The 14,307-nt window shown below is 61.2% G+C and carries 7 protein-coding genes and 3 pseudogenes; 9 read left to right on the top strand and 1 reads right to left on the bottom strand.

What is annotated here, in order from left to right; translation table 11 throughout:
- Nucleotides 1-57: 57 nt before the first annotated feature.
- The 9 genes and pseudogenes from uvrA to secG all read left to right on the top strand — a co-directional run bounded on the left by uvrA (nucleotide 58) and on the right by secG (nucleotide 11,844).
- Nucleotides 58-2,902, top strand: a pseudogene (gene uvrA, locus DDD63_RS08090) (excinuclease ABC subunit UvrA).
- Nucleotides 2,902-5,087, top strand: a pseudogene (gene uvrC, locus DDD63_RS08085) (excinuclease ABC subunit UvrC). Before uvrA ends, uvrC begins: the two co-directional pseudogenes overlap by 1 nt.
- Before the next feature lie 160 nt (nucleotides 5,088-5,247).
- Nucleotides 5,248-6,182, top strand: a pseudogene (gene rapZ / locus DDD63_RS08080) (RNase adapter RapZ).
- Nucleotides 6,182-7,147 (top strand): uridine diphosphate-N-acetylglucosamine-binding protein YvcK, encoded by a 966-nt coding sequence (gene yvcK / locus DDD63_RS08075; RefSeq protein ID WP_108715941.1) that lies wholly within the window; start codon nucleotides 6,182-6,184, stop codon nucleotides 7,145-7,147. Before rapZ ends, yvcK begins: the two are co-directional and overlap by 1 nt.
- A 46-nt stretch (nucleotides 7,148-7,193) precedes the next feature.
- Nucleotides 7,194-8,174, top strand: a complete 981-nt coding sequence (gene whiA / locus DDD63_RS08070; RefSeq protein WP_108715940.1) for a DNA-binding protein WhiA — start codon at nucleotides 7,194-7,196, stop codon at nucleotides 8,172-8,174.
- 295 nt (nucleotides 8,175-8,469) lie between these two features.
- The gene (gene gap, locus DDD63_RS08065) at nucleotides 8,470-9,474 is read left to right on the top strand and encodes a type I glyceraldehyde-3-phosphate dehydrogenase (protein WP_108715939.1); all 1,005 of its coding nucleotides are present in this window, start codon (nucleotides 8,470-8,472) and stop codon (nucleotides 9,472-9,474) included.
- Nucleotides 9,475-9,561: 87 nt separating this feature from the next.
- Nucleotides 9,562-10,755, top strand: a complete 1,194-nt coding sequence (locus DDD63_RS08060; protein WP_108715938.1) for a phosphoglycerate kinase — start codon at nucleotides 9,562-9,564, stop codon at nucleotides 10,753-10,755.
- A gap of 3 nt (nucleotides 10,756-10,758) precedes the next feature.
- Nucleotides 10,759-11,538, top strand: a complete 780-nt coding sequence (gene tpiA / locus DDD63_RS08055) for a triose-phosphate isomerase (RefSeq protein ID WP_108715937.1) — start codon at nucleotides 10,759-10,761, stop codon at nucleotides 11,536-11,538.
- Between the two features lie 63 nt (nucleotides 11,539-11,601).
- Nucleotides 11,602-11,844, top strand: a complete 243-nt coding sequence (gene secG, locus DDD63_RS08050; RefSeq protein WP_108715936.1) for a preprotein translocase subunit SecG — start codon at nucleotides 11,602-11,604, stop codon at nucleotides 11,842-11,844.
- Nucleotides 11,845-11,924: 80 nt separating this feature from the next.
- On the opposite strand, the gene tkt is transcribed toward secG, so the two are convergent.
- Nucleotides 11,925-14,000, bottom strand: coding sequence for a transketolase (gene tkt / locus DDD63_RS08045; RefSeq protein ID WP_108715935.1), 2,076 nt, complete (start codon nucleotides 13,998-14,000; stop codon nucleotides 11,925-11,927).
- Nucleotides 14,001-14,307 lie beyond the last annotated feature (307 nt).

Raw genomic sequence — 14,307 nt, 5'->3', positions numbered from 1 at the left:
TGCCACGTCCCGGTGTCCACGCTTTGCTCGAACACGTGTTCTATGTAGAATTGCGGCGTGACTCATGATGTTATCCACGTGCAGGGCGCCCGCGAGCATAACTTGCAGAACGTCAGCATCGATATTCCGCGTGACGAATTCGTAGTGTTCACCGGACTTTCCGGTTCAGGGAAGTCCTCCTTGGCATTCGACACGATTTTCGCGGAGGGGCAACGGCGCTACGTGGAGTCGTTGAGTTCTTATGCGCGGCAGTTCTTGGGCCAGATGGATAAGCCCGATGTAGATTTCATCGAAGGACTGTCACCGGCGGTCGCCATCGACCAGAAGTCAACAAACCGGAACCCGCGCTCCACCGTCGGTACCGTGACCGAGGTGTACGACTACCTGCGTCTGCTCTTCGCTCGGGCCGGTGTGCAATACTGCCCGGAATGCGGGGAGCGAATTCAGGCGCAGAGCGCAGAACAAATCGTTGATCGAGTCAGCGAATTGCCGGAAGGGACACGCTTCCAAGTGCTGGCACCGGTGCTGCGCGGGCGCAAGGGAGAGTACCAAGATCTTTTTGCCGAGCTCGCCGCCTCAGGTTTTTCACGTGCCATCGTCGATGGTGAACAGGTGAGGTTAGAGGAACCCCCGCAACTGGAAAAGAAGCTGCGGCACAACATCGACGTCGTCGTGGACAGATTAGTTGCGCGTGACAGCATGAAGAGTCGGCTCACCGACTCGGTTGAAACCGCACTCCGGCTTGCGGACGGACTTGTGGTGATCGAGCAAGTAGACCTGGAGGGCGACGATCCGCAACGTAGGCGCCGCTATTCGGAGAAGCGATCCTGCCCGAACGATCACGTACTCGCACTGGAGGAGATCGAGCCGCGCACTTTTTCCTTCAACGCCCCTTATGGCGCCTGTCCAGCCTGCGACGGCATCGGGTCGAAACTCGAGGTCGACCCGGAGCTGGTGATTCCTGACGATTCGCTCACCCTCAGGCAGGGCGCCATCGCCCCATGGAGTGGTCATCAAGACTTCTTCACTCGACAGCTGGAGGCACTCGGTGAGGAACTGGACTTCGATGTGGATACCCCGTGGTCCGAGTTGCCAAAGAAAGCACGCCAAGCAATCCTGCGTGGCAAGGATTACAAGGTCAAGGTGAAGTATCGCAACCGCTGGGGGCGGGAGCGGATATACGCCACTGGTTTTGAAGGCGTTCTTGCCTACGTGATGCGAAAGCATGACGAAACCGAATCCGACTGGTCGCGTGACCGCTATGAGGGGTACATGCGCGAGGTTCCCTGTGCGGCATGCGGCGGAGCGCGGCTGCGGCCCGAGGTTCTGGCCGTACGCATCGACGGTCTGAATATTGATGAGCTGTGTCGCCTGTCCATTGACGAGGCGAAGAGGTTCCTTGACGACGTTCAGCTCGACAGGCGGCAGGCGGCTATAGCGGCGCAGGTGCGCAAGGAAATCCAGGCGCGGCTCGGTTTTCTCGTCGACGTCGGTCTTTCTTACCTGACGCTCGCTCGCGGCGCCGCAACGCTCTCCGGCGGTGAGGCACAGCGGATCCGCTTGGCTACGCAGATCGGCTCCGGGCTGGTCGGTGTGCTCTATGTTCTCGACGAGCCCTCAATCGGGTTGCATCAACGCGATAATGAGCGCCTTATTGCCACGCTGACGCGTTTGCGTGACCTCGGCAACACACTGGTGGTCGTCGAACACGACGAAGAAACCATCCGCACGGCGGACTGGGTGGTTGATATTGGCCCCGGTGCGGGAGAGCGCGGCGGTGAAGTGGTGTATTCGGGTCCCGTGGACGGGCTCGTGGCCAACGAGAAATCCATTACCGGCCAGTACCTTGCCGGTCGGAGGGTGATTGCTGTGCCCCCGGTACGTCGCCCGGTCAATCCGAAGGCCCGCATCACCGTCACCGGTGCACGGGAAAACAACCTGCAGAACATTTCCGTATCCTTCCCACTGTCCTGCTTCATTGCCGTAACCGGTGTTTCCGGCTCCGGCAAGTCAACACTCGTCAACCAGATCCTCTACCAGGGGCTTGCCAACAAGCTCAACGGTGCCCGGACGGTTCCCGGCGGCATAAGGCGATTACCGGAATTGATGATCTGGACAAGGTCATTCATGTGGACCAGTCGCCCATTGGGCGGACGCCGCGCTCCAACCCCGCTACCTATACGGGGGTGTGGGACAAGATCCGGGGGATTTTCGCGCAGACGCAGGAAGCGAAAGTGCGCGGATACGGTCCCGGCCGCTTTTCCTTCAACGTTAAGGGGGCCGGTGCGAGGCGTGCAAGGGCGACGGTACACTGAAAATCGAGATGAATTTCCTGCCGGACGTATACGTCCCTTGTGAGGTGTGCCGCGGTGCGCGCTACAACCGCGAGACACTGGAGGTGCGCTACAAGGGTAAGAACGTCTCCGAAGTTCTCGATATGACGATACGGGAAGCCCGTGAGTTCTTTGAACCCATTCAGTCCATCACCCGGTACCTCGCCACGCTGGAATCGGTGGGGCTGGGCTATGTTCATCTCGGCCAAGCGGCGACCACGCTTTCCGGCGGTGAGGCACAGCGGGTCAAACTGGCCTCTGAACTGCATCGGCGCTCTAACGGACGGACCGTGTACATTCTCGACGAACCGACCACTGGTCTGCATTTCGAGGATGTGCGCAAGCTACTGGCCGTTCTGCAGTCCCTGGTGGAGAAGGGAAACACGGTGATTGTTATCGAGCACAATCTCGATGTCATCAAATCCGCCGACTGGATCATTGACATGGGTCCGGAAGGGGGATCCGGAGGAGGTCGCGTCATCGCCGAGGGAACCCCCGAACAAGTGGCCAAGAGTAAAGGTTCTGCCACCGGCGAGTTTCTCGCGCCTGTGGTGGCGGCTGCACGCTGATGGCAGATCCCGCGAGTTACCGTCCGGCGCCGGGCACAATCCCGGCCCAGCCGGGCGTGTACCGTTTTCGCGACGAGGAAGGGCGGGTCCTGTACGTCGGCAAGGCGAAGAGCCTGCGCAATCGGCTTGCCAATTATTTCCAGGACGAAATGGCCCTATCGCCCCGCATCCGCCGCATGGTTCACACCGCCTGCCGAGTGGAATGGGTGGTAGTTGGTTCCGAGGTTGAGGCGCTCACCCTCGAATACTCGTGGATCAAGGAATTCGAGCCGCGGTTCAACGTCGTATTCCGCGACAACAAATCCTATCCCTACCTCGCTGTTTCTTTGGGGAGGAGTTTCCGCGTGCGTGGATAACTCGTGAAAGGCATCGTTCGGGCACCCGATACTTCGGCCCGTATACGAAGGTCTGGGCCATCCGTGACACCCTGGATCGCCTGCTTACGGTTTTTCCCATGCGTTCATGTACCGCCGGCCAATTCAAGCAGGCACAACGCACCGGGCGGCCGTGCCTGTACGCGGATATCGGTCGCTGTACCGCGCCCTGCGTAGGCCGAGTGACGGCCACGGAGCACAGGGTGAATGCCGAGGGCGTGGTTGAGTTCATGGATGGAGATTCGTCGGCGGCCATCGCACAGCGACGGCGCGAGATGATGGCGGCGGCGCAGGCGGAAGAGTTTGAACGGGCGGCACGCCTGCGCGACGAGGTCGCGGCGTTGGAAGCAGTGACAGAGCGCAACGTCGTCGTATTTGACGACAACCTGGACGCTGACGTTTTCGGTATGGAAGCCGATGAAATAGAAGCCTCCGTGCAGGTCTTCTTTGTACGCGGTGGGCGCATCCGTGGCCAACAGGACTGGGTAAGCGAGGAGGTTTCCGGTGTGAGCACCGGAGAACTCATCACGCAGGTGTTGATGCAGGTATATGCGGATCCCCGCTATGATGCCGTTTCCCGGCAGCGGGAGTCGTCCAATAGTGTGGACGACCGCAAACACACCGCCCTGGGCGCGCTCCCCAGCGAGATCTGGGTGCCGGAACTACCGGAGGAGCAGGCGGATCTAGAAGCATGGCTCGGGACGCGGCGTGGCGGTCCGGTACATCTGAAATCACCGCGACGTGGTGACAAGGCGAAGCTGGCCGAAACGGTCCATCTCAACGCGCAGCAGGCCCTGCAACGTCACAAGCTTGCGCGTGCCTCGGATATCACCGTGCGTTCTCAGGCCTTGGAAGAGCTGCGCGACGCACTGGGAATGGAACGGGCACCGCTGCGAATCGAGTGCTACGACATTTCGCACACACAGGGGCGTCAGCAGGTCGGTTCCATGGTGGTATTCGAGGATGGACTCGCGAAGAAGGCCGACTACCGGCATTACATTGTGCGAGGGCCAGAAGGTACCGGCGTACCGGATGACACGGCGGCAATGGACGAGGTTCTGCGACGCCGCTTGGGCCGACTCGTTGCCGGTGCGGCGGGTGACGACGCCGGTGGCGCGGAGGACGCCGGGAAGGAGGCACGGGAAGCCCCGGAGAGCCTTGCCGAAGCCGCCGGTCTGGATGGCGGCGGCGATGAGGCTGATGTCCGCAGGGTGAACGGCAGCGGCGATGTAAACGAAGGTGTCGGCGCGGATGCGGCACTGGGGCGGCCGCGTCGTTTTGCCTATCGCCCCGACCTGCTGGTGGTGGACGGCGGCCTGCCGCAGGTCAATGCCGCGCAGCGCGTGATCGACGAACTGGGCGCGGACGTTCGCCTGGTGGGATTGGCCAAGCGACTGGAGGAGGTCTGGTTGCCGGGCGAGGACTTCCCGGTGATTTTTCCCCGCAATTCTGCCGCGTTGCGCCTATTGCAACAGCTACGCGACGAGTCACATCGTTTTGCGATCACCTTCCATCGCAAGAAGCGTGGCCAGGCCATGACGCGCTCAGCACTGGATGCGATCCCCGGCCTCGGGCCTACCAAGCAGAAAGCGCTTCTGCGCGCGTTCGGCTCTCTGGCACGGATTCGCCGAGCGACACCGGAAGAACTGCAGACGGTGCCGGGTATCGGCCCAGCTCTGGCAACAATGGTGAGTACGGCGTTGCGCGCCGAAGCCCCGCACGCCGAGCAGCGTGAAGAAAACGACAATGCGGCGGCATCCACCGATACTGCGCCGCCCGCCTCGGGATCGCCGGGGAACGTTCCCTCGTAACACGGCCCGGTTTCGATCATTGCGCCGGGTGCTCCGCCGGAAAAGGCGCCCTCGTAACACGGCCTAGCGCCTCGGCGTCGCCGCGTTTTCTGTGCTGTTGTGGCACGTCTCGTAACAGGGGACGGGTGATGCCTGCCACTTTTGTGGCATGATGGCAGGTATGAGCGACATCAATGACACCGCGTCAATACCTATCGGTATCCCCGAGCAAGACGCCGACGCCATCTTGCCCACGAACGAGGTCCCGGAGTTGCTCATTATCACCGGTATGTCTGGCGCCGGAAGATCTCAAGTGGGTGCCACGCTGGAAGACCTGGATTGGTACGTGGTCGATAATCTTCCGCCCCGGCTGTTGCGCGCACTTGCCGGGCTGATAACACCGGGCGCGGGCGTACAGCGGCTCGCGGTCATCGTCGACGTACGCTCGCGCAGCTTCTTCGCCGAGTTTCAAGACGCCATTGATGAGCTACGTGACAGCGGCCTACATATGCGCGTGTTTTTCCTCGACTGTTCGGATGACGTACTTGTGCAACGCTACGAGTCGGTGCGCCGCCCCATCCGCTGCAGGAAGGCGGGCGGCTGCTGGACGGCATCCAAGTCGAACGCAAGTTACTTGAGTCATTGCGTGCACACGCTGACACGATTATTGATACGACGACGTTCTCTGTTCACGACCTGTCTCGGCATATTCGCAAACTCGTGGCAGCGGAAACGGCCAGCGAGGTTCATGTGACCGTCATGTCCTTCGGTTTCAAATACGGACTACCGATGGATGCGGACAATGTGGCCGACGTCCGATTTCTTCCCAACCCCTACTGGGTATCTGAACTGCGGCACTTGACCGGGCATGACAAGCCGGTGTCCGACTTTGTGCTGGGCCAGGATGGGGCAGCAGACTTTGCGGAGTCCTACTCGAACCTCATGGCTGGCATCCTGGAGGGGTACGCGCACGAACTGAAACCGTATGTGACGATTGCAATCGGCTGTACGGGAGGAAAACATCGGTCAGTTGCCATGGCCGAGGCGGTTGCCGCGGATCTACGTGAGCGGGGGCATGCCGTTCGTGTCATCCACCGTGATTTGGGGCGAGAGTAATGGAGCTGGAACGGGGAGCGCGTGGGCCGGCTGTGGTCGCTCTTGGCGGCGGTCACGGCCTCTACGCCAGTCTGTCGGCACTGCGCATCATCACGCAGAACGTGACCGCCGTCGTGACGGTAGCGGACGACGGCGGATCGTCCGGTCGTCTGCGCAAAGAGTTCGGCGTTCTCCCGCCCGGCGATCTACGCATGGCGCTTTCCGCACTGTGTGACGATGGCGAGTGGGGGCAAACCTGGCGGGATGTTCTGCAGCACCGATTCAGTTCCAGCGGTCCGTTGAACGGACATGCCTTGGGCAATCTTCTGATCGTTTCCATGTGGGAACAGTTGGGAGGCACTGTTCCCGCTTTGGAATGGGTGGGGCAGTTGCTTGGAATCAAGGGGCGCGTTCTGCCGATGTCCTCGGTTCCCCTGGAGATTGAGGCGGAGGTCACCGAGGACGGTAGCGAGCATCTGGTACGTGGTCAGGTTGCGGTGGCGACCACCCCGGGGCATGTGGAGCATGTGCGCTTACTGCCTGAGAATCCGCAGGCACAACCCGAGGCCCTCGAAGCAATCAGTGCGGCCGACTGGGTGATTTTCGGACCCGGTTCCTGGTATACCTCGGTTATTCCGCACCTTTTGGTCCCCGAGTTACGCCAGGTCCTGTGCGCGACGACGGCGCGGCGCGGTCTCGCTCTGAACCTTCTGGCCGAGAAGGAGACGCGCGGAATGAGCTCTGCCGATCACATTCGTTCGTTCCGTACACACGCACCTGACCTGCGACTCGACGTCGTCGTCGCCGATCCGTCGTCGATTGACGATATACGGGAGACAGAAGCGGCCGCTGCGGAATGCGGGGCGCGATTATTGCTGCGGCAGGTTAGAATGGGCGACGGCTCGGCCCGGCACGATGCTCTCCGACTAGCCGCTGCGTACCGAGACGCTTTCGAGGGTATCCTCGGGGACGTTGACGAAAGATAATAATGCACAGTAACCGACGTGCACCGAATAGAAAGATGGATCAGGCATGCCCGCGCTTACCCAGGCCGTGAAGGACGAACTGGCAACCGTCCGGCCGCGACTCCAATCCAGCGTTATCGCGGAGGCTTGCGCCATGTTCAGGTTCAGCGGTGGCCTTGAGATCAGCAATGGGCGCGTTGTTATCCAGGGGGAGCTGAGTCACACTGGAGCGGCCCGGCATCTGTGGGAACTGGTGCATCAGCTCTACAACATCCAGCCAGAGCTGCTGACCACGTCTGCCTCCTCGCGGCAGACGAATCGGTACGTCGTCCGTATCACGCAGAATGGTGAACGGATTGCGCGTCGGCTGGGCCTCCTGGATACGCATGGGCGTCTGGTGCGTGGCTTGCCAACTTCCATTGTCGGGGGTTCGAAGGCGGATGCGGCCGCAGCGTGGAGAGGTGCCTTCCTCGCGCGTGGTTCTCTATTGGAACCCGGGCGTAACGCTGCACTGGAAGTGGTGTGTCCGAGCCTGGAAGCGGCGTACGCACTGGGGGGCCTGGCGCGACGCATGGAGATTCCCTACCGTGCGCGCGAATCGCGCGGGGCGCATCGGGTGGATATCCGCGAGGGCGATTCCATTGCGGAGATGCTCACGCGCATGGGTGCAAACGATTCGGTGCTGCGCTGGGAGGAACTACGTGTAGAGCGTGAAGTGCATGGCTCAGCTAATCGTCTGGCGAACTTCGATGATGCGAATATGCGACGGTCGGCGGACGCCGCTGTCGTGGCCGTGATCAGGGTCAAGCGCGCCTTTGAGATCCTTGGGGAGGATATTCCCGACAATCTCCGTGAGGCGGGTGAGTTCCGTATCCGCTACCCGGAGGATTCGTTGAACTTGCTGGGGGAGCGGCTCAATCCGCCCGCCACGAAGGATGCGGTGGCGGGCCGTCTTCGCCGCCTGAACACGATGGCGGATCGGCGGGCCGAGGAACTTGGTATCCCCTCCACGCTTGACGCCGTGGCGGACGCCAACCGGAAGGCATAGGAAAAGGCGGGCACGAAGTCCGGCGTCCAGGCGCGGAGTCCCATATGTTTGACGAGCGCGGGGTCGCGTAGCACAGATGGCGGGAACCCGGGACTTTCCGCACGGCTTTCGCTATTGGTGTGTGCTCGTTGTGGGCAAGGTCGCATCTTGGAATGGACCGGGCATCTCTTGATAGAGCCGTAAGCGGTAGAATGTTGCACGGAGCCCGGACGGCAGAATAAGTCCGGTACCCGCGGGCTGTTAAGTGCGGCCCGCACCTATGAGACGTGCGTGAAAGCGCACTAGGAGGAACAGAGTGACAATTCGCGTAGGTATTAACGGCTTTGGCCGCATTGGCCGCAACTTCACCCGCGCCGCCCTCGCCCAGGGTGCCGACATTCAGGTCGTTGCAGTTAACGATCTGACCGACAACAAGACCCTGGCTCACCTTCTTAAGTACGATTCAATTCTCGGCAAGCTGGACCGCGAGGTCAGCTACACCGAGGATTCCATCATCATTGGCGACCAGACGATCAAGGCTCTTGAGGAGCGCGATCCGGCTCAGCTGCCGTGGGGCGAACTCGGCGTCGACGTCGTCATCGAGTCCACCGGCCGTTTCACGGATGCGACCGCTGCTAAGGCGCACCTTGAGGCTGGAGCTAAGAAGGTTATCATCTCCGCTCCGGCGAAGAACGAAGATGCAACATTCGTCATCGGTGTGAACGAGCAGGACTACGATCCGGCCAACCACAACATCATCTCGAATGCATCCTGCACCACCAATTGCCTGGCACCGTTGGCCAAGGTCCTCAACGACGAGTTCGGCATTGTCAAGGGCCTTATGACCACGATTCACGCGTACACGGCTGACCAGAACCTGCAAGATGGCCCGCACAAGGATCTGCGCCGTTCGCGTGCCGCCGCCCTGAACATCGTTCCTACCAAGACGGGTGCGGCGCAGGCTGTCGCCCTCGTCATCCCGGAGCTGAAGGGCAAGTTCGACGGCTACGCGCTGCGTGTTCCGACCCCGACTGGCTCGGTCACCGACCTCACCTTCGAGGCCTCCAAGCCGGTGACGGTTGAGGCCGTCAACGCTGCCGTGAAGGCTGCCGCCGAGGGCCCGCTCAAGGGCATTCTGGCCTACACCGAGGATCCAATCGTCTCGAAGGACATCGAGACCGATCCGCATTCCTCGATTTTCGATGCCGGCTTGACCAAGGTTATCGACAACCAGGTCAAGGTTGTCTCCTGGTACGACAACGAGTGGGGTTATTCCAACCGCCTTGTTGACCTGACGGTCCTCGTTGGCGCGAAGCTCTGATACTGAACAGCTCGAATACCATGAGCTAAGCGGGATGCCCGCACATGCAGTGCGCGTGTGCGGGCATCCGCATGAAAGGAAGATTTTATGAGGACCATTGATTCGCTCGGCGATCTCGTCGGTAAGAAGGTTTTCGTTCGCTCGGACTTCAACGTTCCACTTGATGATGCCCGTAATATTACCGACGACGGTCGTATCCGTGCCGCTGTGCCAACGTTGCAGCGTCTGCTGAACGCGGGTGCCAAGGTCATCGTCTCCGCACATCTCGGCCGCCCGAAGGGCCAGGTCAAGCCGGAGTTCTCACTCGCGCCGGTGGCTGCTCGCCTAGGTGAGCTACTGGGTCGCGATGTTGTACTGGCCGCCGATACGGTTGGCCCGGATGCGCAGGCCAAGGTTGCAGCGCTTAACGACGGCGAGATCGTTCTGCTGGAGAATGTGCGTTTTGATGCGCGCGAGGATTCCAAGGTTGACGCGGAGCGGGAGGAACTTGCCAAGGAGTACGCCGCATTGGCCGACGCCTTTGTTTCCGATGGTTTCGGCGTGGTGCATCGCAAGCAGGCATCTGTTTATGACATTGCGAAGCTGCTGCCCTCAGCTGCCGGTGAGCTGGTCTTCAAGGAGATCGACTCCCTGTCGCGTGCCACGAACAACCCGGAGCGCCCGTACACCGTGGTGCTGGGTGGCTCGAAGGTTTCGGACAAGCTTGGCGTCATCGACAATCTCCTGGACAAGGCTGATCGTCTGCTGATCGGTGGAGGCATGGCGTTCACCTTCCTCCGTGCGCAGGGATATGAGGTCGGTACCTCGTTGCTGGAGGATGACCAGATCGATACTGCGGCGTCGTACCTGCGCAAGGCTGCCGACAACAACGTGCAGATCCTTCTGCCGGAAGACGTTGTCGTTGCGCCGAAGTTCGCCGCCGAAGCACCGGCGTCTGTTGTTCCGGTTTCCAACATTCCTGCCGATGAGATGGGCTTGGACATCGGACCGGAAAGCGGCGCCGCTTACGCGGAAGCAATCGCCGATTCCAAGACTGTGGTGTGGAACGGCCCGATGGGAGTCTTCGAATTCCCGGCCTTCGCCGAAGGAACCAAGGCCGTGGCACGGGCCATGCAAGATGCCGACGGCTTCACCATTGTTGGAGGTGGCGATTCCGCCGCGGCGGTGCGCAACCTGGGCTTCGATGAGCAGAAGTTCTCGCATATTTCCACCGGTGGTGGAGCCTCGCTGGAGTTCCTCGAGGGTAAGACGCTGCCGGGCATCGCTGTTCTGGAGGACTGAATAATGGCACGTACACCGATTATTGCCGGCAATTGGAAGATGAACCTCGACCATCTCGAGGCGACTCATCTGGTGCAGAAGTTGGCGTGGACACTTACTGATCTCAAGCACGACTATTCAGCCGTGGAGGTAGTGGTGGTGCCGCCGTTCACCGATATTCGCTCCGTGCAGACTCTTGTCGAATCGGACGAACTCTCCATCGCATACGGCGCGCAGGACGTCTCAACTCACGACTCAGGTGCCTACACCGGTGAAGTATCCACTGCCATGCTGACCAAGCTCGGCTGCTCCTATGTGGTTGTTGGTCACTCCGAGCGCAGAGAGTACCACGGCGAGACGAATGAACTCGTTGGGGAAAAAGCCAAGAAGGTACTCGACGCCGGAATGCGGCCGATTATGTGCTGCGGTGAGCCCTTGGAGGTCCGAAAGGCTGGGACGCACGTGGAGTATGTGCTGGACCAGATCAATGCCATGCTGGCGGGTCTGAGCGCCGCCGAGGTGGCGAAATCCGTGATCGCCTATGAGCCCATCTGGGCAATCGGTACTGGAGAAGTCGCAACCTCGCAGGACGCCCAGGAGGTTTGTGGCGCGATTCGGGTTCGGATCGCCGAACTCTTCGATCAGGCGACGGCGGATGCGGTGCGCATTCAGTACGGCGGTTCCGTCAAGTCGTCCAATGCGGCGGAACTCATGGCACAACCGGATATTGACGGTGCGCTGGTGGGCGGTGCGAGCCTGAAGGTGGACGAATTCGCGAAGATCGTCACCTACCAGCAGGCGTGACCTTGCCCCACCGCTGATATCCGTTACACTGGGTCTATTCGCCACAACCGGAAGGGAGCTGAGGTGAGCGTTCTCCTCGTTATTTGCCAGGTGCTGCTTGTGATCACGAGCGTGCTGCTGGTTCTGTCCATCCTCTTGCATAAGGGAAAGGGTGGCGGTATCTCCGATATGTTCGGTGGCGGTATTTCTACGTCGATGCGTTCATCCGGTGTAGCGGAGCGTAACCTCAACCGAATTACGGTTGGTGTTGCGCTGGTGTGGACGATTGTCGTCGTGCTGATCGGCTTGGCAACGAAATTCGCCTAATTGCCAATTCTCAAACGACGGTGGCCCACCCCTTGCGGGGTGGGCCACCGGTTCGTATGGCGGTTGTTCGTCTGCGGTTGCTACTTGGCGGCAGCAATCGACTCGCGAGCGGCTGCCACGACGGCGTCGCCGGTAATGCCGTACTTCGCGAACAATACAGAACCGGATGCGGACTCACCGTAGTGATCCACACCGATGGAACGACCGGCGTCACCCACGAATCCGGCCCAGCCGAAGGTGGATCCGGCCTCAACGGAGACGCGTGCCTTCACATCGGGAAGAATAACCGAATCACGGTACTCCGCATCCTGCTCGGCGAACCACTCCAGGCACGGCAGCGACACCACTCGTGCACCGATGCCTTCGGCAGCTAGGGTTTCCTGCGCTGCTAGGGCTACCTGCACCTCGGATCCGGTGGCTAGCAGCTGCACATCGACCGTTCCGGTGGGGGAATCGGCAAGCACGTAGCCGCCCTTACGGACGCCATCGGCGCTGACCTCATCCAGAACGGGTAGGCCCTGCCGGGAGAGCACGAGTCCGGCCGGGTTGCCCTCGCTGCGTTCCAGAATGCCTGCCCAAGCCTGCGCGGTCTCGTTGGCGTCAGCGGGGCGCACGATGTCGAGGCCGGGGATCGCGCGATAGGCCCACAGATGCTCGATGGGCTGATGGGTGGGGCCGTCCTCGCCCACGCCAATGGAGTCATGCGTCCACACGAAGATCGATGGCACATGCATGAGTGCGGCGAGCCGCACAGCACCACGCATGTAATCGGCAAACACGAAGAACGTACCGCCGTAGGAACGGGTCAGGCCGTGCAAGTTGATGCCGTTGAGAATGGCGGCCATGCCGTGTTCGCGGATTCCGAAATGGAGGGTCCGTCCGTACTCGTTGCCGGGCCAATCGGCGCTGACGCGATCAGCGGGGAGGAAGGAGGGCTCGCCCTTCATCGTGGTGTTATTCGAACCGGCGAGATCGGCCGAACCGCCCCACAGTTCGGGAAGAACGGGGGCCAGAGCCGTGAGTACCTGCCCGGAGGCGGCGCGGGTGGCAATCGACTTTCCTGTTTCGAAGGTGGGTAGTGCCGACTCCCAATCTTGGGGCAGCTCCTTGGCCTGCAACCGGTCCAGTAACGCGGCGCGCTCGGGGTTGGCGGCACGCCACTGCTCGTAATCGGCCTGCCAGGCGGCACGTGCCGACGCGGCACGCTCGCGCGCCTGTGTACGTGTGTGAGTAATGACCTCATCGGCCACATCGAAGGATGTCTCCGGATTCAACCCGAGAGCCTTCTTCAGGCCGGCGATTTCCTCGGCTCCGAGTGCAGCGCCGTGGGCTGCACCTGTACCCTGCTTGGTGGGGCTCGGCCAGGCCATAATCGTGGAGAGTCGGATGATGGAGGGACGGTCGGTTTCGGCCTGAGCCGACTCTATGGCGGCTGCGAGGGCCGCGACGTCCTCGGTGTAACCGTGACCGCCGTTGGTCCAGTCGACATGCTGGGTATGCCAGCCATACGCGGCGTAGCGGGCAAGAACATCCTCGGTGAAGGCAATGCAGGTATCGTCCTCAATCGAGATGCGGTTGTCATCCCAGATGACAATGAGATTGCCGAGATGCTGTGTTCCCGCCAGCGAGCTGGCCTCAGAGGTGACGCCTTCTTCCAGGCAGCCCTCACCGACCACCGTGTAGATGAAATGATCGAAGGGGGAAGAGCCTGCTGGTGCTTCCGGGTCGAGCAGACCGCGCTCCCGCCGCGCGGCCATCGCCATGCCGACGGCTGACGCCAGGCCTTGGCCCAATGGGCCGGTGGTCATCTCCACACCCGCCGTGTGCCCGTATTCGGGGTGGCCCGGGGTGAGGGACCCCTCGGTACGCAATGACTTCAGGTCGTCAAGTTCAAGGCCGTAGCCTGCGAAATACAGCTGATTATAGAGGGTGACGGAAGAGTGCCCGATGGAGAGAACGAAGCGGTCACGTCCGATCCAGGCGGGGTCGGACGGGTCGTGACGCATGACCTTCTGGAAAAGCAGATACGCCATCGGCGACAGTGAGATGGCGGTACCCGGGTGGCCATTACCCGCCTTTTCTACCGCGTCGGCAGCTAGGGCACGCCCGGTGTCTACCGCTCGCTGATCAAGGTCCGTCCATTGAAGTTCCGGCATTGGAAAGCTCCCTTGTTCTCAGTGCTCCGGTCCATCCGGAGCCAATCTCTACCAGCCTACCTGCCTGGCACAGCAAAACGACAGGATATTTGGCCCTGAAACATGTGAGCCTGTGGTCCGCCGGGAGAGAATCACCCGTCGACTACCGTTCAACTGGCTTGAAATCGCCCGACGAGTGACACGGGTGCAGTTGGTGACTACCCGGTGCCGTGATCAGAGGTGTTCGGTGGGGTGGCACAAGACGGGGAGGGCCGATGCGCGCAGATCGAGCCATTCTCGCGGAACCGCGTGGGTCGTGGTTGGCGGG

It is taken from the genome of Actinobaculum sp. 313, assembly GCF_003073475.1.
Taxonomy (GTDB): Bacteria; Actinomycetota; Actinomycetes; order Actinomycetales; family Actinomycetaceae; genus Asp313.
Note: the sequence above shows the minus strand (reverse complement) of the source record. Positions and strands in the feature narration are given on the sequence as shown.

What these genes read in the sequence shown, in the direction of transcription:
- DDD63_RS08060 (WP_108715938.1), top strand. Translation starts at nt 9,562, where the DNA reads ATGAGGACCATTGATTCGCTCGGCGATCTCGTCGGTAAGAAGGTTTTC.
- tkt (WP_108715935.1), bottom strand. Translation starts at nt 14,000, where the DNA reads ATGCCGGAACTTCAATGGACGGACCTTGATCAGCGAGCGGTAGACACC.
- tpiA (WP_108715937.1), top strand. Translation starts at nt 10,759, where the DNA reads ATGGCACGTACACCGATTATTGCCGGCAATTGGAAGATGAACCTCGAC.
- whiA (WP_108715940.1), top strand. Translation starts at nt 7,194, where the DNA reads ATGCCCGCGCTTACCCAGGCCGTGAAGGACGAACTGGCAACCGTCCGG.
- yvcK (WP_108715941.1), top strand. Translation starts at nt 6,182, where the DNA reads ATGGAGCTGGAACGGGGAGCGCGTGGGCCGGCTGTGGTCGCTCTTGGC.